The 17,662-nt window shown below is 66.2% G+C and carries 21 protein-coding genes; 17 read left to right on the plus strand and 4 right to left on the minus strand.

From position 1 onward, the window contains the following. Positions 1–475: 475 nt before the first annotated feature. On the minus strand, positions 476–688 hold the full coding sequence (locus ABZU69_RS13400; RefSeq protein ID WP_354964640.1) for a hypothetical protein: 213 nt from the start codon (positions 686–688) through the stop codon (positions 476–478). Between the two features lie 1,183 nt (positions 689–1,871). On the opposite strand from ABZU69_RS13400, the gene ABZU69_RS13405 reads away from it, so the two are divergent. From ABZU69_RS13405 to ABZU69_RS13420, 4 genes are all read left to right on the plus strand, one after another. After that, positions 1,872–3,941 (plus strand): hypothetical protein, encoded by a 2,070-nt coding sequence (locus ABZU69_RS13405; RefSeq protein ID WP_354964641.1) that lies wholly within the window; start codon positions 1,872–1,874, stop codon positions 3,939–3,941. Positions 3,942–4,685: 744 nt separating this feature from the next. Next, the gene (locus tag ABZU69_RS13410) at positions 4,686–5,030 is read left to right on the plus strand and encodes a metalloregulator ArsR/SmtB family transcription factor (RefSeq protein ID WP_354964874.1); all 345 of its coding nucleotides are present in this window, start codon (positions 4,686–4,688) and stop codon (positions 5,028–5,030) included. Further along, positions 5,027–5,494, plus strand: coding sequence for an SRPBCC domain-containing protein (locus ABZU69_RS13415; protein WP_354964642.1), 468 nt, complete (start codon positions 5,027–5,029; stop codon positions 5,492–5,494). The genes ABZU69_RS13410 and ABZU69_RS13415 overlap by 4 nt, the downstream gene beginning before the upstream one ends. Positions 5,495–5,504: 10 nt before the next feature. Then, positions 5,505–5,915, plus strand: a complete 411-nt coding sequence (locus ABZU69_RS13420) for a DUF6069 family protein (RefSeq protein ID WP_354964643.1) — start codon at positions 5,505–5,507, stop codon at positions 5,913–5,915. Between the two features lie 463 nt (positions 5,916–6,378). On the opposite strand, the gene ABZU69_RS13425 is transcribed toward ABZU69_RS13420, so the two are convergent. Both ABZU69_RS13425 and ABZU69_RS13430 read right to left on the minus strand, forming a co-directional pair. Next, on the minus strand, positions 6,379–6,960 hold the full coding sequence (locus tag ABZU69_RS13425; RefSeq protein ID WP_354964644.1) for a GNAT family protein: 582 nt from the start codon (positions 6,958–6,960) through the stop codon (positions 6,379–6,381). Then, a complete protein-coding gene (locus ABZU69_RS13430; protein WP_354964645.1) occupies positions 6,957–7,730 on the minus strand; it encodes a GntR family transcriptional regulator in 774 nt (257 codons plus the stop codon). The genes ABZU69_RS13425 and ABZU69_RS13430 overlap by 4 nt, the downstream gene beginning before the upstream one ends. 143 nt (positions 7,731–7,873) lie before the next feature. Between ABZU69_RS13430 and ABZU69_RS13435 the strand changes: the two genes are divergently transcribed. From ABZU69_RS13435 to ABZU69_RS13495, 13 genes are all read left to right on the plus strand, one after another. Continuing rightward, positions 7,874–8,194 (plus strand): hypothetical protein, encoded by a 321-nt coding sequence (locus tag ABZU69_RS13435; RefSeq protein ID WP_203123010.1) that lies wholly within the window; start codon positions 7,874–7,876, stop codon positions 8,192–8,194. Positions 8,195–8,487: 293 nt separating this feature from the next. Continuing rightward, the gene (locus ABZU69_RS13440) at positions 8,488–9,378 is read left to right on the plus strand and encodes a hypothetical protein (RefSeq protein WP_354964875.1); all 891 of its coding nucleotides are present in this window, start codon (positions 8,488–8,490) and stop codon (positions 9,376–9,378) included. Between the two features lie 83 nt (positions 9,379–9,461). Continuing rightward, positions 9,462–10,331: an FtsK/SpoIIIE domain-containing protein gene (locus ABZU69_RS13445; RefSeq protein ID WP_354964646.1), complete on the plus strand. Its 870-nt coding sequence runs from the start codon at positions 9,462–9,464 to the stop codon at positions 10,329–10,331. Beyond that, positions 10,328–10,792: a hypothetical protein gene (locus tag ABZU69_RS13450; RefSeq protein ID WP_354964647.1), complete on the plus strand. Its 465-nt coding sequence runs from the start codon at positions 10,328–10,330 to the stop codon at positions 10,790–10,792. Before ABZU69_RS13445 ends, ABZU69_RS13450 begins: the two co-directional genes overlap by 4 nt. Positions 10,793–10,888: 96 nt before the next feature. Next, positions 10,889–11,284 (plus strand): hypothetical protein, encoded by a 396-nt coding sequence (locus tag ABZU69_RS13455; RefSeq protein ID WP_354964648.1) that lies wholly within the window; start codon positions 10,889–10,891, stop codon positions 11,282–11,284. After that, entirely contained in the window at positions 11,284–11,583 is a 300-nt protein-coding gene (locus ABZU69_RS13460; RefSeq protein WP_354964649.1) for a hypothetical protein, read from the plus strand. The genes ABZU69_RS13455 and ABZU69_RS13460 overlap by 1 nt, the downstream gene beginning before the upstream one ends. Next, on the plus strand, positions 11,580–11,990 hold the full coding sequence (locus ABZU69_RS13465; protein WP_354964650.1) for an RRQRL motif-containing zinc-binding protein: 411 nt from the start codon (positions 11,580–11,582) through the stop codon (positions 11,988–11,990). Before ABZU69_RS13460 ends, ABZU69_RS13465 begins: the two co-directional genes overlap by 4 nt. Further along, entirely contained in the window at positions 11,987–12,283 is a 297-nt protein-coding gene (locus tag ABZU69_RS13470; RefSeq protein WP_354964651.1) for a hypothetical protein, read from the plus strand. The genes ABZU69_RS13465 and ABZU69_RS13470 overlap by 4 nt, the downstream gene beginning before the upstream one ends. Continuing rightward, the gene (locus tag ABZU69_RS13475) at positions 12,270–13,088 is read left to right on the plus strand and encodes a DUF2637 domain-containing protein (protein WP_354964652.1); all 819 of its coding nucleotides are present in this window, start codon (positions 12,270–12,272) and stop codon (positions 13,086–13,088) included. The genes ABZU69_RS13470 and ABZU69_RS13475 overlap by 14 nt, the downstream gene beginning before the upstream one ends. Continuing rightward, a complete protein-coding gene (locus ABZU69_RS13480) occupies positions 13,085–13,351 on the plus strand; it encodes a hypothetical protein (protein WP_354964653.1) in 267 nt (88 codons plus the stop codon). Before ABZU69_RS13475 ends, ABZU69_RS13480 begins: the two co-directional genes overlap by 4 nt. Next, positions 13,351–15,144, plus strand: coding sequence for a replication initiator (locus ABZU69_RS13485; protein WP_354964654.1), 1,794 nt, complete (start codon positions 13,351–13,353; stop codon positions 15,142–15,144). The genes ABZU69_RS13480 and ABZU69_RS13485 overlap by 1 nt, the downstream gene beginning before the upstream one ends. Before the next feature lie 43 nt (positions 15,145–15,187). Then, positions 15,188–15,364 carry a helix-turn-helix domain-containing protein gene (locus tag ABZU69_RS13490; RefSeq protein ID WP_354964655.1) on the plus strand — a complete coding sequence of 59 codons (177 nt, stop codon included), beginning with the start codon at positions 15,188–15,190 and terminating at the stop codon, positions 15,362–15,364. A 1-nt stretch (position 15,365) separates the two neighbouring features. Next, the gene (locus tag ABZU69_RS13495) at positions 15,366–16,472 is read left to right on the plus strand and encodes a site-specific integrase (RefSeq protein ID WP_354964656.1); all 1,107 of its coding nucleotides are present in this window, start codon (positions 15,366–15,368) and stop codon (positions 16,470–16,472) included. A 20-nt stretch (positions 16,473–16,492) separates the two neighbouring features. On the opposite strand, the gene ychF is transcribed toward ABZU69_RS13495, so the two are convergent. Beyond that, positions 16,493–17,578 (minus strand): redox-regulated ATPase YchF, encoded by a 1,086-nt coding sequence (gene ychF / locus ABZU69_RS13500; RefSeq protein WP_354964657.1) that lies wholly within the window; start codon positions 17,576–17,578, stop codon positions 16,493–16,495. Positions 17,579–17,662 lie beyond the last annotated feature (84 nt).

Raw genomic sequence — 17,662 nt, forward strand, 5'->3', positions numbered from 1 at the left:
GACGCTTGACCGGATCGAACCGGTCCTTCCGTTGAACGGGCTGAGAGCAACGACGAGCGCATGGGGAAGCTGCGGCCAGTTGTCGTACATGGACGCCAGGACCCCGCACCCACTCCCACCCGGCGCCATCACCTGGTTGACGATCACGTTCGACGTGCTCATGCCCTGCCCAGCGCCAATGCCGGTTCTCTTCACCCTCACCTACACACAGGCAGGTGACACCGCCATCTCTGACCTGGGCGGTTTCCCCGATCTAGGCAACGTTCCCTACACCCGATGCACCCCCAGTCCTGGCTAACTCGGCCGCTGTCGGGACGGCCGGATTCGGGCCGATGACCCCTTGACCCCCAGGCAACCAGCACGGAGTTGCGACCTGCTGTTGCACCCGAGCTGAGCCGTCGGATCGGTCCTCCGGGGTCCACGCTCGTCCGTCGGCGTCCGGCCCGATCGTCACCCAGTTAGTCACTCAGTCGGATCAGGACGTCCGAGGTGCTCGTCCGATCAACTCGGTATCGAACCACTGGACCAGCGTGACTGCCACAGACACGGCTACCTGAGCCTCGTCTATCGATACGTTGCCCGGCGCTGAAGGCTGGCCGCCGTGACGGTCATGCTGGCCATGCCACAACATCCGCAGCATGCCAATGACGACCTGTGACGAAAGAGCGGAGTCGTGCTCGCGCTCCATCGGCAGCCTCCAGTCCCCTTGGTCCTCAAGCTGCCTAAGCACTGTTCCGAGCGTCGCTCTTGAGTTACTGGGCGACACCACGGGTACGGCAGCGTCCTCAACGGACAAGATTGCCAACCGATACGCCTCGCTAGCATTGGGGGTGAGACCGTAGAGCTCCTCCCATGCCTTGGCTAGCCGCGTTCCAGCTCGCCCAGCTCTTGCCATCACAGAGTCGGCAGCAACCTGCACGCCCAGGGGGACGCGACGTGTCAGGCCCGGACGACCGGCTCGGACGCCAATCTCGTATGCCGATTTACTGCGTACCAGTACGGCACCAAGGTCCTCCGCACTCGCTTGGCTGTCGTGAGCAAGGAGGTAGTCGGCGATCTGAAGAGGGGCAGCATGCTTCTGCAGCGTTGTGATCGCGGTCAGTAGCTGCCTCTCACCGACTTGTCCGCTGACCCCCGAGGCGCGGAGGTCGGGAATAGGGATCTTGAGAGTCTGGCACATGCGTTCCGCCAAGTCCGTGTCCAGCATCGGCACGGGTCCACTTCCGTCGCGATAACGCCGACGCACAGTCAGGGCATCTCGCACCCATACCCAAAAGGATGAAGTCATCCATTTTGGGACACCATCATGGAGGGCATCGTACTCAGCGATCTGTTCCTCTGTGTCGATGCCGAGAGGTCGCCAGGCTTCTTGGATCACGCGTGGGATTGTCCCACGGCGGCCCCACGCAGTACGACCTCGCGACACTCGTCGTCAATCCCCCCAGCCATCCCAATGCTTCTGGGGGGCGTCAGGCCCTGCTGGCCGCCTGTTGGCCGGCGGACTTGACCTCTTCGTCCCGAAGGAACGATCATGGTGTTCCGACCTGCCGAAATAGCGGTCTTAACCTGCGCCGACAGTCCACCGGCGTCTGTGGTCGTCCGTGATTGCGCACCCTGGTTGTCACCCACTTCGTCACCCACCACCGGCCGTTCGTCCAACTCGCCGACGTTCGGTAATCATCCGCCGGCGGCTCGTCCTGGTCGCCCTCATCTGCTCCGGTTGCTGTCGACCGTGGTTCGCCTGACACTCCGAGCATGCCAAGCAGCGATGGTTGTAGGCACAGACCCCAAGTATCGCCAAACGGTCACTAGCGTGTCAGACCGGTTGTTGCGACGATCGTGGTCTCAAGGATCACGTCGAAGGGGCAACGATGGCTAAACGGGCTAAAGGGTCGAGGCAGACGACGCCGGCTGTTCCGCCCTCGCCCCATCTACCGAAAGGCACCATCTTGCGTGCCAAGATCGGACAGTCTTTCGCCGAGTATGACAAGGCGCTTGAGGACCAAAACGTCTGGGTTCGCACTCCCGCTTTCAACGTGGCGCTCGACGCAGAGAGCGGGAAGTACTTCTTCGTTGGCCGCAGAGGAACCGGTAAGACAGCAACTCGAACATACTGCGATGTACAGGTTGGGCACTCGCGCGTCATCGTTCCCGAAATCTTCTCACCATCATCGTCGGCATTCGACATGGAGGTGTTCGAGAATTCTCGGAAGGGCCCATTTCGCTCTCTGGTCTCTGTGTTCAAACGATCAATGCTGGATGAAGTTCTATTGTTATGGCGTGAGGCTCACTCGACCTACGCGGACCTGCCGCCGATAATCTCCAACGAGCTGAACACTTTCTGCAGGCAAGATTTCGACACACGTACGCTCCAGCTAATCGCCTCAGTCGGCCGGGGGGTTGCGTTCGCTGACGATCAGGTCTTCATCGCCGAGAATAAAGCGACAAAAGCTCTTCTTGAAGAGATGAAGCACCTTCAGAGCGGAGGAAGCTACGCGCTGCTGATCGACAGTATTGACGATTTCTGGGACGGTTCCGATCAGGCTCTCGTCTACCTCACGGCCTTTATGCACGCCTGTTTGGAGATGTCGTCTCAATTGCCGTGGGCGCGCGCTCTGCTATTCCTACGTGAAAACATCTTTGAGCGCGTAAGGGCTAGAGACTCGGAATCATCGAGGATTGAAACGGCCGTTGTAGCCCTGGACTGGAACAGGCGGCAACTCCTAGAACTGGTAGAGCGACGGCTGAATCGGGCTCTCACCGCCAAGCAAGCCCTGGGAGGACCTACGTGGGACGTCTTCTTCGAGCAGCCGGAAGCGGCCAAGGAGAGAGTGTTCGACTACTGCTACAACCGGCCGCGCGACGTACTTATCTATGTGTCGCACGCCATCGACCTTGCGCAGGAACGAGGCCACGAACAAATCTTGGTGGAGGATGTCGATTCTGCAAGACGTCGATTCTCAGATAACCGGTTTAAGGATCTCGGAGATGAGTACGCGGAGAACTATCCACAGATTGCGGTGGTGCTGAGACGTTTCTACGGCCTGGGGCGCTCTTTCACACCTGGGGGGATGGAAGCTTTTATACGCAAGCTCCTTCAAGACTCCGAGGCGAAGAGGGCCTGTGCTTCATGGATTTTCGAGAATCAGGCTTTGGAGAGCTTTGTTCGCTTGCTGTACAACATCGGCTTCATAGGGCTCCGCCGTCCTGGACAACCTGCGAGATTCCGGGCACTTGGCCCTCAAGAGACGAGCTCGCCAGCTATCTCCGATGATGCCGAGATAGTCATTCACAAATGCTACTGGGATGCGCTAGATCTTCAGGATGTCCTCGTACGATCTCTGCCTGAGGATCAAGAATTTGGACGCATCGGCATTATTCTTGACCTCCCTGGGGGCTTGGACCAGACAACTTACATCGACGAACTGGACCTGCTGAGTGCTCGGCTGGACTCGATTCCTCATGGTCCCGCCGGTGCCGATGACTTTGAGCAGGCGGTAGGCGACGTCCTAAAACTCTGTTTCTTTCGTGGTCTCGAAAACCCGGAACATCGGGTTCGCAGCGTCAATGGTGAGGTTATCCGGGATTGGATCGCATCAAATCGTGCTCAGACAGGATTCTGGGCCGCAATGCGACAACGGTACGACGCGTTGCAGGTCGTTTGGGAATGCAAGAATTACGAGCAACTAAAGTCGAGCGACTTCCACCAGGTAAGCTACTACATGGCCAACGCCGTCGGCAGATTCGCTGTTATTGCATACCGAGGCGAGATGCAGAACAGCTACTACCAACATATCCGGCGCATATCGGATCAGAACGGCATGGTGTTGCCACTAGGGATTCGCGATCTGAAGACTTTTGTACGACAGAATCGAAATGGCAAGATCAAAGAGGATCATTTACAAGACCGCTACGACTCCATTGCACGCAAGGTCTCTTAACGTGGCTGGCCATCCCGTCTGCCCTCGACCCGCCTCGTAGGGGAGCGGGCCTCCGCCCGGTGCGCCATGTCAAGCGGACGTTGACGCCCGTTCGGACGCTGGCGCGTCGGGCGGTGGTCTGCTCGGCTTGCCCGGGTCGATGGCTGGCGGGATGGCTCGCGCCACCACCCACGGACCGCGACCCGCCGGCGTAGCCCCGGCCATCCTGGAGCCGGAGCGCCCCCGCCGGAGGCGCAGTAACCGCAACCCCGCGACCACCGCCAGCTCGCCGACGCGGCCCGCGTCCGCTCCCTCACGCCGCGCGGGCTCGTGGCCGCGCGGCCGGCCGGCTGCCGGCCCAACCCCCAACCGGTCAACACCCCTGTCGTCCTCGGCGGCCCACCGGGCTTCCCGCTCTCCGCGCCAGCCGTCGGGCGTGTTGCGTGGCCGGCGTGGAGCGACAGCGGAGCGTCGGACGCGCGCCCAGGCGGCGGCGCGTGCGGCCCGTCTCGGGCCGCCTTGAAGACGTACAGAAAGTTTGCACAACATCGCCGGCAGTCGGCTGTCGTACTCCGCTTGATCCGTTACACGGTGACTCCAGTTGACGGGTTACACCGGCCTTGAGCATGCCGGACACGGCCCGTGACACCGGCCGTCCACCACGCTGGTGCCCCCGGCATCCGCTTCTGCCGAATTGAGCGCGTCGCCGCGCGCAGCACCAAGACGACATTGAGCTTGAAGGTTCAGTGTCGTAAGGTGAACTACATGGTTCACCAACATGTCCTGGACCGGGTGTTCGCCTCGCTGGCCGATCCGACCCGCCGAGGCATTCTGATCCAGCTCGGCGACGGCCCGGCCACCATCGGCGAGCTCGCCGAGCCCACCGGGATGAGCCTGACCGGTATGAAAAAGCACGTCCAGGTGCTCGAAGATGCCGGACTCGTCGTTACGGAGAAGGTCGGCCGGTCACGTCAGTGCCGCCTCGGCGTTGCGCCGCTGGATGAGGCGATGGCCTGGATCGGCTTCTACCAACGGCTCTGGGCCCGCCGCCTCGACGGTCTCGACGCCTACTTCACCCTCCAACCCGGCCCGAAGGGACAGGATTCATGACGCTTGACATGCGGATGACGCGGCAACTGCCCGCGACACCGGAGGAGGTCTTCGACGCGTACACGGACGCCGAGAAGCAGAAGATCTGGTTCACCATCCTCGACGAGCAGCCCGGCATCGTCGAGATCGAGGTCGATCTGCGGGTCGGCGGACAGCAGACTGCGGTGTGGGGGCCCAGCCCCGACATGCTGTTCCGGGAGACGCAGACGTTCGTCGAGATCGACCGCCCGCACCGGCTCGTCACCGAGTCCAGCGGCGCCAGCCCGGATGGCATGACCATGACGACCCGTATCGAGGTCACTTTCGAAGAGAAGGCCGGCGGTACCCTGATGACCGTCGTCCAGAGCGGCTTCCCGGTTCCCGAGGTCCGTGACTTCTTCGTCAGCGAGGTGTGGGCCGGTGCATTCGCCCGCATCGAGGCGTTCCTGGCCCGTCAGCGCGGAACGGAGCCTGCTGATGTCTAGGCTCTCTCGGGTGGCGGTCGTCGCTCTCGGCGGCGTCACCGCCGTGGTGGTCAATCTCGTCTTCTACAGCGTCGGGCGAGCAGCCGGCGGCACGTTTCAATTCACCTCCTCCAGCGGACCGGCCGAGGTCGACGCGGTCACCGTCGCTGGTTTCAGCGCAATACCACTGCTGATCGGCCTTGCCGTCGTCGCTCTGCTGGCACCGCTTGCTGCCTGGGTCATCCGGGCCGCCTTGGTCGTCGGCCCGGTGCTGGCGGTCGGCACGATCGCCCTAATGACCCTGCCCACCGACTTCGACACCGCGAGCAAGGCGACACTGGCCCTCTGCCACCTGACACTCGTCCCGATCACCATCGCCGCCGTGGTCGCCATCGGCCGAGAGGCGGGGGCCACCCGCGCCACAAAAGCCATACCAACCTGAGCCGCACGGCCCGCCGGAAGGAGATCATGTCAGACGGGACGGCTTTCCCTGTGCGTCGAAACGGCTCAACGGTTGCCGCTTGACGGGGCCGCCCTCATCGATGAGATACCTATGGCCTGCGGCTTAGATGGCCCATCCGCCATCTCGGCTGAGTGGAGGAACAAGGATCGCGTCGCCACGCCGGACGACGGCGAGTGCCACGGGTCAGATCTGAAGATCTGTTTTCACGGCACCGCTCTAGGTACGCCGAGTATCCGCTCATGCCGCTGACCGCGCGTCTTGACCGGCATCGAGGACCGCTACCCCGGCGATAGGACGGCACGCCGGTAACGCACTGTGACAGCAGAACAGGAAGATCCGGCCGGCTGTCACCCGTCAAGGGAAGCTGATGTGTAACGGATCAAGTGAAGCCCGACATCGCCGGCAGTCGGCCGGCTCCGCGCTCCGATCTGGGCCGGAGACCTCAGCGACCGGCGCTGAGGCGTTCCCGCAGCTGAGGCCATTCCGAGTCGATCACGCTGTAGAAGACGCTGTCCCGATACCTGCCGGTGCTCAGCAACCGGTGGTTCCGCCACACGCCTTCCCGGACTGCCCCGAGCTTGGCAATTGCCCGCTCCGACCGCTCGTTGCGGAGATCTGTCTTGATGGCCACTCGCCCCGCGGAATGCTCCTCGAACGCGTGCCGCATCAGCATGAACTTGGCTTCGGTATTCGCTCCGGTGCCCCAGTGGCTTGGGGTAATCCAAGTCCAGCCGATCTCTACCGACCGGTCCTGTGGCCGGATATCGATGTAGCTACTGCTACCGACGGCCCTGTTGGTGCCAAGGTCGATGATCGCGAAGGGAATCCGGCTCCCGCGCTCTTGCTCGTTGAGCGCATCGCGAATCAGCGCCTCCACTGCTTGAGTCGAGGAAGGGGTTGGCTCGTCGAGGTAGGTCCAGATTTCGTCGAAAGCGGCAGCGGCAACGAGGTCATCTGTGTGCTCGTAGCCCAATGGCTCCAGACGTACAACGTTCCCTGTCAGGACAACTGGTCTTAGGTTCACTGGGCGTCCACCTCATACAGCAGCACGTGTCTGTCGCCCGGCAGGATCACCTGGTACAGCTCGATCGGCCGGTCGTGCTGGTCGATGCTGGTTCGCAGGAGTCGACCCACAGGAGTTGCTGGTCCGAGGTGCAACTTCGTGGCTTCCTCGACGCTGGGCATCCGCCAAGTGATCTCGTCTTCGTAGCGAGTGGGGGTGTGCCCCAGGTCTTCCAAGACCTGGTCGGTGCCCTCCACGACATCCTCAGGGCTCATGATTTTGCTGCCCTGCACGATGTCGAGCGGGTAGTAGCTATCGCCCAGCTGTAGCGGCTGGTCGTCGGCGTACATGATCCGCCGTCGGACCGCGACCAGCGTTCCGGGCTCTAAGCCGAGGTGTGCGGCTACCTCCGCCGTCGCTGGCAGGGTCTCCACGCTACTCATCTGGTGCGGTGTCTTGCCCTGTGCCTCGATCTGTTGACTGAACGTGTCGCGTCGGCGATCCGCTTCAAGCCGCTTCTTCCGGGAGCCGGTAAGTGAGGCGTAGTAGCGCATCGGCGGGTCGGCGCGAACGAAGCTGCCGCGTCCTCGCTGGGAGGTGATCAGACCCTCGTTGCGGAGCACGTCGAGGGCGAGCCGAACGGTGTTTCGGCTGGTGGCGTACTTCTCGGAGAGATCGCCTTCTGTGGGGAACCGGTCACCCGGTGCCAGCTCGCCCGTCTGAATCTGCTCCCTGAGCAGCGAGGCGAGCTGGTGGTAGAGCGGCCGAGAGTCGGCCGGGTTGAGAGTCATCACGCTTCCTTAGGTGGGTTGTACCTACACGCTAACAACCCCTTGACCCTGCTGCATCATCCTGGTAGACAGGATGTTGTTGGTACAACCCAACAACAGGGCAGTCGCCCACGAGGGGCGCGCTCAGACACAGGAGGTCTGTTGTGAAGCTGTACGTGGACACCACGAGCAAGCAGGTGACGGCGTCGAAGGACCCGGAGCCGAAGAACGACCAGAACGGCAATCAGAAGTCCGAGAAGAACACGGGCCGGCTCATGTGGTCTACCCAGGTCTTCGTGCTCGACGAGAACGGCGGGGAGGTCATCACCATCACCACGGCGGGTGAGAAGCCGAGCGTGAAGGTGGGCGACTTCCTGGCCGTCGAGCAGTTGGAGGCCATTCCGTGGGCGACCAACGGGCGCAACGGCGTCGCGTTCCGGGCGGTCTCGCTGAAGCCGAAGACTGGTTCTCCGGCCGGCAAGTAGGTCTCTCGCACCGCTGTGCTGTGTGAGCCGCTGGTGTCCGTGGCTCGCGAAGCGGCCTGATGGTCCGCTGAACCCATCCACACCATGGGTCCGGGAGTGCTTCTGACTCCTACATTCCCGAACCTGGTCATCACCTGTGGTGGTGGCATCCCCGTAAGAGCTGGCGCGGGGTCGGTCTGACTCCTACATCACCCGACCCCGTGCCTTCCAACTCATCCGACCCAATGTGCTTGGGAGGACTCGTCGTGTCCAAGTCTAGCCCCCGCCGCTTCGGCGGCAGGTCAACCGGAACGGTGACGGTCATCGAGGCCAAGGTCCACCGTTCCTCCGCGCGGAACGCCAAGATGGCGTTCATCCTCACGGCGGTCATCGTCGGCCTTCTGTCGGCCGTGGTGGCCGCTTCTTACTGGCACCCCATCGTGTCCCTGTTCGTCGGCGCGCTGATCGGCGTTCCGACCGGCGGGCTCGTCTGGGTGCTCGTCAGGATCTGGCCGGTTATCCGGCTGCTGTGGTGGTGGACCCCGGAAACCATCCTCGGTGTCCTCCTGCTGACCTGCTGGGTGCAGCTGGCCAACCACACTCCAACCCTGGTGACCCTGCTCGTGGTCGCCCTGGTCGTCGGCGTCCCCGCCGCCGTCCGCCCGATTCGCCGCCAGGTCAAAGCCTGGGGATGGTGCCTGATCGTTCGGCACCGGCTGCGGGTGTGCTTCGCGCAGTTCATCATCGCCAACCAGTCCGGCAGCCTCCCACTGATCCTGTGGGCACGCCCCACCCCGGTCGGTGAGCGGGTCTGGGTCTACCTGCGCCCAGGCCTATCGGCGAAGGACCTGGAAGGCCGCCTCGACAAGATCGCGGTCACCTGCCACGCCTCCACCGTGCTCATCGAGCGCGCTTCGGAGAACAACGCCGCCTACCTGCGGTTCGACATCAAACGCCGTGAGGTGCTGACCGCCCACGTCGGTTCCCCGCTGGTGGACGTGATCGACCCGACCGCCCCCGTCTCGGCATCGCCGCTGACGGTCCCCACCGCCCTGGACCTACCGGACATCGACATGCCGACGGTCACCCTTCCCAGCCAGGGCAAGCCGGCGAAGAAGCCGGCCACCACGGCCAACGGCAGCAAGCCCGCGGCTTCCTCCGCGTCGTCCGCGTCGGACGACGACGACACCTCCGACTGGATCTGACCCACACCCATCCCGGGACGCGAGGAGTCATGGCGGCTCGTTCGTGTGGCTCCTCGCGCCCACAACGCCCAGGAGGGCACCTCATGACCACCACGATTCCCACCACTGCTGAGGCGGTGCCGGTGGGTCCTGGCCTGTCGATGTTCGACCCGATCTTCATTGGGATCGACGAGTTCGGCCAACCCGTCTACCTGGACGTCATCTACCGCAACCTGCTCACCGCAGGGGAACCCGGCGGCGGTAAGTCCGGCCTGATCAACAACATCTGCGGCCACGCCGCCCTGTGCGACAGCACCCGCCTGGTGCTCTTCGACGCCAAACTCGTCGAACTCGGCCCCTGGCGTGACCTCGCCGATGCCTTCATCGGCCCTGACATCGACCAGGGCATTGACGTGTTGCGTCGCCTCCTGGTCGTGGCCACCAACCGCTACGCCTGGCTCTTGGCCAACCGGCGCCGCAAGCTCGCCGACGGCGACGGCATGTCCGTCATCGTCACCATCATCGACGAACTCGCCATGTACTCCACCGTCCTGGGCACCAAAGCCCAGCAGGAAGAGTTCTCCACCCTGCTACGCGGGCTCGTCTCATTGGGCCGTGCCTGCGGCATGCCCGTTGTCGCCGCGACTCAGCGGCCGTCGTGGGACATCATTCCCGCCAGCCTGCGGGACCTGTTCGGCTACCGGGCCGCGTTCCGCTGCACCAGCCTGAACAGCTCGAACATCATTCTCGGTCAGGGCTGGGCCGAGCAGGGCTACACCGCCTCCGACATCTCGCCCACGAACCAGGGCGCGGCCTACCTCCTGGCCGAAGGCGGCGTGCCCCGCCGCATCAAGGCCGCCTACCTCACCGACACCGACATCTACAACATCGCCGACTACGCCGCCTGGACCCGCCGCCCCACCGGCACTGCGGTCCCGGCTGGCTCTCGTATGGATTGGGAGATCGCCGCATGAGCACCCTCGGCTACCGCGACCACACCCTGATCGGCCTGCCTGAGCAGGTCGCCAACGTCATCCGCAACCACCACACCGCCGGAACCCTGGTCTCGATGACCGCACCCCGGCCCGTGTCGCCCACCGACCCGCGTATCCGGGTCGCCCTGCGCCTGGTCGACACCACCACCACCACCACCACCACCACCGCCGCGCCTCGTCCGGTGCGGGTCACCTCCCTGCGCACCCACATCACCGACCGCGCCCGGCCACGTCGCGTCCGTCGTACCCGGCGAGTCATCGCCATCACCACCGCCGCCGGCACCGTGCTGGCCGGTGCCATCGCTGCTGTCGTCTACCTGGTGGCGTTCCTCATCCACCACGCCGCGCTCATCGCCGGCCTCCTGGCCGTCGCCGCGCTCATCCTCGCCGCCCTGCGCGGCTCCACCGGCAGCGGCAAACGCCACTGCCCCGGCTGCTGACCACCAACAAGAACGGCCGACAGGACCAGATTTCGCCTGGCAGCAGAGCTGGTCCTGCCGACCTCCCACCAACAGCCCCGAAAGGACGTGGCTGCCATGAAGGCTACCCACAACCCACCCACCGCAGCACAGGTCACCCCCGCTGACCTGCTGCGGATGTCTGCCCTCTACCTGCTCCGGCACGGCTGGACCCAGGGCGACTACTACACGATCGTCTTCGACGCCCTCACCCCCCGCGCCTGCGTCTCCGGGGCCATCGCCATGGCCGCGTACGGCACGGCCACCGAGCTGCCGTTCTTCACCGACCGGCCGGAATGCCGCGACTACCGCGCCGCCGTGTGGGCGCTCATCGACTTCCTCGACCTCAACTCGTCCACCGACCTGTTCGGCTGGAACGACGACCGGCGTCGGACCCTCACCGGGGTCATCAACGCCCTCAACTTCGCCGCCGACCAGTGGGACCGCCTCCACAACCAGGGAGGCGAGCGCTGATGTTCACCGTCAAGGCGTCCTTGACGCACACCCCACGACCCAAGCGCCGCGAGGTCGTCGAAAACGACGCCTTCGCCGGCTTCGCCCGCCGCATCATCCGCGCCCACGGCCGCCGCGTCGCCACCGGCGACGTTGAAGCCCTGCGTGACCTGGTCGCCCTGTCGGCCAACCTCGACGAGGCCATCGGCGACGCCGTCGTCGGGCTGCGGGCCTTCGGCTACTCCTGGGCCGAGATCGGCCAACGTCTCGGCATTTCCAAGCAGGCCGCCCAGCAGCGCTGGGGCGGTGAGCGGCCGTGACCGACCTTCGCAGCGTCGACCTCGACGCCCTGGCCGATCGCACCGGTATCCGGGTCGAGTTCTACGACCCGCTCGGCACCCGCTACGGGTTCCCCACCTTCCCCTACCACAGTGCCCCGGTTGGCCTGGCCACCGTGCGGCAGCTCCGCGCCGCCGGCCTTCGCCCCAACGGCCAGGACCCCATCGCGCAGATCTATTGGCGGCACCGCACACAGCGCCGGGTCGCCTACCTCTACCGCCTCGACATGGCCGCACCCAAGCGCACCGCCACGCCCGCTCAGCGGGAGGCGATCGCCAAAGCGCTTCGCGCCCGCCGGACCTGCCGCGTCTGCGCCCAGGTCAAGCCCTACTACATCCCCCGCCGCTACGGCGAATGCCTCGACTGCCACGAAGGGAACCCGTCGTGAGCTTCCACCTGTCTGACCCCTGCCTGTGGTGCATCGAGGGCAGCTCGCCCGCCGGCATTCACGACATCCTCGGCCCGGTCTACAAGCCCTGCCCCGTCTGCCTCGGCCCCTGCGCCCTCTGCGAGGGAGACGGCCTGTTCCCGGCCGACTTCGCCTGCCTGCCCTGCTTCCGCGAGCAGATGGCCGCCCAAGGGCTGGCCCCGATCATGTGCGCCCACTGCTCCGGCGTGGTCGACCTCATCCCCCTCGACACCATCCCGGCCCCGGAGGTGACTCCCCATGTCGAGCACTGACCCGAACGCCGTCACCGAACAGTTCGCCGCCGAATACGCCCGCAACGCGGTGCCGACCATGCTCGCGGCGATCGCATCTATCAAGCGGTACAACCGCTTCGTTCTGCTCGGTGCGCTGCTGACCAGCTACCTGCACCAGGCCCACTACCTGTGGACCCAGAACGCCGGCTACTTCGCCTACCTCGTGCCGCTGATCTTCGACGCCGCCATGGTGTCCATGCTGACCGTCGTCCGCACCTCCGGCATCGCCAAAGACGCCAAACGCGGAGCCATGGTCGTCTTCGCCGCCGCCGCACTGCTGTCGGCCACCATCAACTTCGCCTCCCCGGGCAGCCTCGGCCTACGCCTGGTCTTCGCCCTGGTCGTCGTCCTGGTCATCGGCGTCGAACTCGTCGCCGGACGCATCCGCCCCGACTTCGCCGCCATCCAAGCCGAAGCCGCCGCCCTCCTCGCCGCCGTCAACGACCTCACCCCGGCACCGGCTACCGAGCCGACCGACACACCGGCCGTCGACATCACCCCGGCTCCTGTGCCGGTCGTCGACATCCCGCCGGCACCGACGCCGGCCGTCATCACGGCACCCACCTTCACGCCGATCCCGGTGGCCCGGCCTGAGGTCCCGGCGCACCTGATGCCCACCGCCCGCTTCGTCATCGGACGCCACGAACAGAGCACCGGCCGACCCATCACCGCCGACGAACTCGCCGACCTGCTCTCGGTCACCCCGGACATCGCCCGGGAACTGCTGCACACCATCACCGGCCACCCGGCCGTGAACGGCACCCCGGTCGGCGGTGCCCGATGACCATTCACGTCGTCGACATCGAGCAGGTCACCCACACCTGTCCCGCCTACGTCGAGGCGCACCCCTACGACACCCGACGCACCGTCCTCCACGTCATCCCCGGCGGCCCGTGCCGGACTCCGGTCACCATCCGCTGCGGCGAGACGACCGCCACGATCGCGTGTCACCGGCACGAACCAACGGATCGCCAGTGCGGCGCCTGCCGCATCATCGTCACCCAACACACCATCACCACCCGGCGCCTCGCTGGCGAGGCTGCCTGATGGTTTCGACGCTGGACCTCACACCCCGAGCCACCTCGGCCCGGGGTGTGGGCTCGAACGCCGACACCACCCCGTTCGTCGGCTACACCGCCGCCGGCTCCGCGTTCACCCGCGCCCAGCAGCCCGACTACTTCGGCTGGCTCGAACACGTCCGCGCCGCCGCCGGCTGCACCCGCCCCATCCGCCTCGCCGGCCAACTCCTCACCATCGAACCCGCCACCGGCCGACTCCTCAACGCCCGGCACACCGACCACATGCCCGACGCCGCGATCTACAAGGCGTGTGGCAACCGCCGCGCCACCGTCTGCCCGACGTGCGCCACCGTCTACCAACGCGACGCCTACCAACTGCTGCGCGCCGGCCTCGTCGGTGGCAAAGGCGTCCCGGAGACGGTGTCCCGGCACCCGGCGGTGTTCGCCACCTTCACCGCCCCGTCCTTCGGTCCCGTGCACGTCCGTGCGGTCAAGCGGCACACCTGCGCCAACCGCAAACGCTGCGACTGCCGACCCGACCCCTGCCACGCCCGCCGCAGCACCGACCCCACCGCCGGCCTATGCGCCCACGGCCGCCCGGCCGTCTGTTGGGCCAGGCACGAACCGGCAGACGCCGCCCTCGGTCAGCCGCTGTGTTTGGACTGCTACGACCACGACCACCAGGTCGTCTGGAACGTGTTCGCAGGCGAACTGTGGCGGCGCACCAAGCAAGCCGCGGAGCGGCACCTCACCCAGCTCGCCCGCCGACGCGGCATCCCCCCGGCCCGAACGGTCACGCCCTCCGGCAAGGTCCGCACGGTCGCCCCGGTCCGGCTGTCGCACGGCAAAGCCGCCGAGTTCCAAGCACGCGGAGCAGTCCACTTCCACGCCCTGGTGCGCCTGGACGGCGTCGACCCCACCGACCCCACCGCCGTCGTCCCACCACCGGCCGGGTTCACCGCCGCCGACCTCGACGACGCGATCCGTCACGCCGTAGAGCAGGTCGGCTACATCAGCCCGGCCCATCCCGACCGGCCCGCCGGCTGGCCGGTGGTCTGGGGCACGCAGCTCGACATCCGGCCCATCAGCCTGATCGGAACCGGTGAGGTCACTGACGGCATGGTCGCCGGCTACCTTGCCAAGTACGCCACGAAAAGCACCGAGGTAACCGGGCACCGCTCCGTCAGGCTTACCGCCGACTCGATCGGCGACTACGCCGACCCTGACGGCGACCACACCGCCCGCCTCATCGACGCCTGCTGGCGACTCGGCCGACCCACCACCACACCCGTCCCGCTGTCCGAGCGGCCCCGGGACCACCGGCCCCGGCCCGGCTTCGTCCAGCGCTGGGAATGCACCGACTGCGGCACCCATACCCGCTACGCCGCCTGCCCCGTCTGCATCGCCGAACGTCAAGCCAGCCTTGACGCCGAACCCACGAAACCAGCCATAGGCAACCCGTACGCCCGGCTGCGTCGGTGGGCACACATGCTCGGCTTCGGCGGCCACTTCCTCACCAAAGCCCGCCGCTACTCCGTCACCTTCCAACTCCTGCGCGACACCCGCGTCACCTACCGACGCAACGACGACCAAGACCAGGCCGACGAGCAACCCGGCACCGTCCGGGCCGTCGACCACCCCGACGACACCACCCTCATCGTCGGCACCCTCACCTTCGCCGGCGTCGGCTGGCACACCACCGGAGACGCACTCCTCGCCAACACCGCCGCCGCCATGGCACGCGCCCGACAAGCCGCCGGCCGCGAAGAACTCGCCCACGAACTCGGCACCACCCCCGCCGGCCTGTCGCCGGCCGCCTAGATAGCACCGACAAGGAGGACTGACATTGGCAAGCCGAGCAGCAATGAGCACCGATGATCTGTGGTCGATCGAGGACGTGTCTGCGTTCCTCCGGGTTCCGGTCGGCACGCTTTACCAGTGGCGCTACCGCCGTACCGGTCCCCGTGCCTTCAAGGTCGGCCGGCACCTGCGCTACGACCCGGCCGATGTCCGGTCCTGGCTGTCGGGGCAGGCGGCCTGACGTGGGCAGTGTCGAGAAGCGGGTACGTGACGGCAAGGTGAGCTACCTGGCCCGGTGGCGCGACGACGCCCGCCGCCAGCGGAAGCGTTCGTTCACGCGCAAGACCGACGCTGACCGCTTTCTCGCCCAGGTCGAGGCCGACATTGTGCGCGGCCAGTACGTCGACCCGTCCGACAAGACGACGGTCGTAGAGTATGCCCGCCGCTGGGCCGCCGGCCGTGTTCACCGTCCCACCACTGCCCGGCGCGTCTCCAGCCTGATCGAAACGCACATTGCCGCGACTCCGCTCGGCTCCCGCCGACTGGGGGCCGTCGTGCCCTCTGAGGTGCAGGCGTGGGCGGCCGAGCGTGGCAAAGTGCTGTCGCCGTCGACCCTGCGCAACCTCGTTGGGCTGCTCCGCTCGGTCTACGCGGCGGCGGTGCTGGATAAACTCGTCGGCCGCTCGCCCGTGGTCCGGATCAGCCTGCCATCAACCCACCGGGAACGCGTCGTGCCGCTCACCGTCGACCAGGTGCGCGCGCTCTCTGAGGCGATCCCTGCCCGCAATCGGGCGATGGTCATCACCCAGGCCGGCTTGGGCTTGCGCCTCGGCGAGCTGCTCGCGCTGCGCGTGGAGGATGTCGCCTTCGCCGCGCGAGTGATCCGGATCGAGTGGCAGTTTGCGCCGCAGTCAAAGGTGCGGACGGTGCCCAAAACTCCGCGCTCGCGTCGGACCGTGCCGCTGCCGCAGGTCGTCGCCGACGCTCTCCGGGCGCATATGGCGGAGTTCCCGCCGGCTGATGACGGCACCGTCTTCACCACCCGCTTCGCCGGCCCCTACCGGCACGACTACTACGGCACGCTCATCTTCGGCGCGGCCGTACGGAAGGCGGGCCTGCCGGAGAGCATCACGACCCACGACCTGCGCCACCACTACGCCTCGGTCTTGCTGATGCAGGGCGAGTCGGTCATCACGGTGGCCGAACGGCTGGGGCACGAGAACGCGACCCTGGTCCTGTCGACCTACGGGCACCTGATGCCGGACTCTGAGGAGCGCACCCGCCGGGCGGTCGATGAGGCATGGGGTTGTGCCCCCGATGTGCCCCAGAGCGAAGGCTCACCTTCCTGACCTGCGACAACAGGCCGGATTCAGACGTTGAAGCGGAACTCCACCACGTCGCCGTCCTGCATGACGTACTCCTTGCCCTCGATGCGGACCTTGCCCGCCGCCTTGGCCGCCGCCATCGAACCGGCCGCGACCAGATCGCCGTAGGAGACCACCTCGGCCTTGATGAAGCCGCGCTGGAAGTCGGAGTGGATGACGCCCGCGGCCTCCGGCGCGGTGGCGCCGACCGGAACGGTCCAGGCCCGCGCCTCCTTCGGGCCGGCGGTCAGGTACGTCTGGAGCCCGAGGGTGCGGAAGCCGACCCGGACGAGCTGGTTGAGGCCGGGCTCGTTCTGCCCGATCGACTCCAGCAGCTCGCGGGCCTCGTCCTCGGGCAGGTCCACCAGCTCGGATTCGATCTTGGCGTCCATGAAGACGGCCTCGGCGGGAGCGACCAGCGCGCGCAGTTCGTCGAGGAACGCGGCGTTGGCCAGTTCGGCCTCGTCGACGTTGAAGACGTACAGGAAGGGCTTGGTGGTGAGCAGGTGCAGCTCGCGCAGGTGCTCCAGCTCGATCTTGGCGGCGGCGGCCCCGGAGTACAGGGTGGTGCCGCCGTCGAGCACCTCGATGGCTGCCTTCGCGGCGGCGACCGCTGCCAGGCGGTCCTTGCGGAGCTTGGCCTCCTTCTCCAACCGGGGCAGCGCCTTGTCCAGGGTCTGCAGGTCGGCGAGGATCAGCTCGGTGTTGATCGTCTCGATGTCGTCGGCCGGGGAGATCTTGCCGTCGACGTGCACCACGTTCGGGTCGGAGAAGGCCCGCACCACCTGGCAGATCGCCGAGGCGTCCCGGATGTTGGCCAGGAAGGCGTTGCCCCGGCCCTGCCCCTTCGACGCGCCGCGGACGAGGCCGGCGATGTCGACGAACGACACCGGCGCCGGCAGCACCTTCTGCGAGGAGAAGATCTCGGCCAGCTTGCCCAGCCGCTCGTCGGGCAGCCCGACCACGCCGACGTTGGGCTCGATGGTGGCGAACGGGTAGTTCGCCGCCAGCACGTCGTTCTTGGTCAACGCGTTGAAAAGCGTGCTCTTGCCGACGTTGGGCAGGCCGACGATGCCGATGGTGAGACTCACGACGGGCCAGCTTACGCCGGTGCTGGACGGGCCGGCCCACGCGGCTCGGTTTTCGACTCCAGCCGGCCCGTGCCGGCGGGGGTG

The organism is Micromonospora sp. NPDC005206 (genome assembly GCF_040608175.1).
Taxonomy (GTDB): Bacteria; Actinomycetota; Actinomycetes; order Mycobacteriales; family Micromonosporaceae; genus Micromonospora.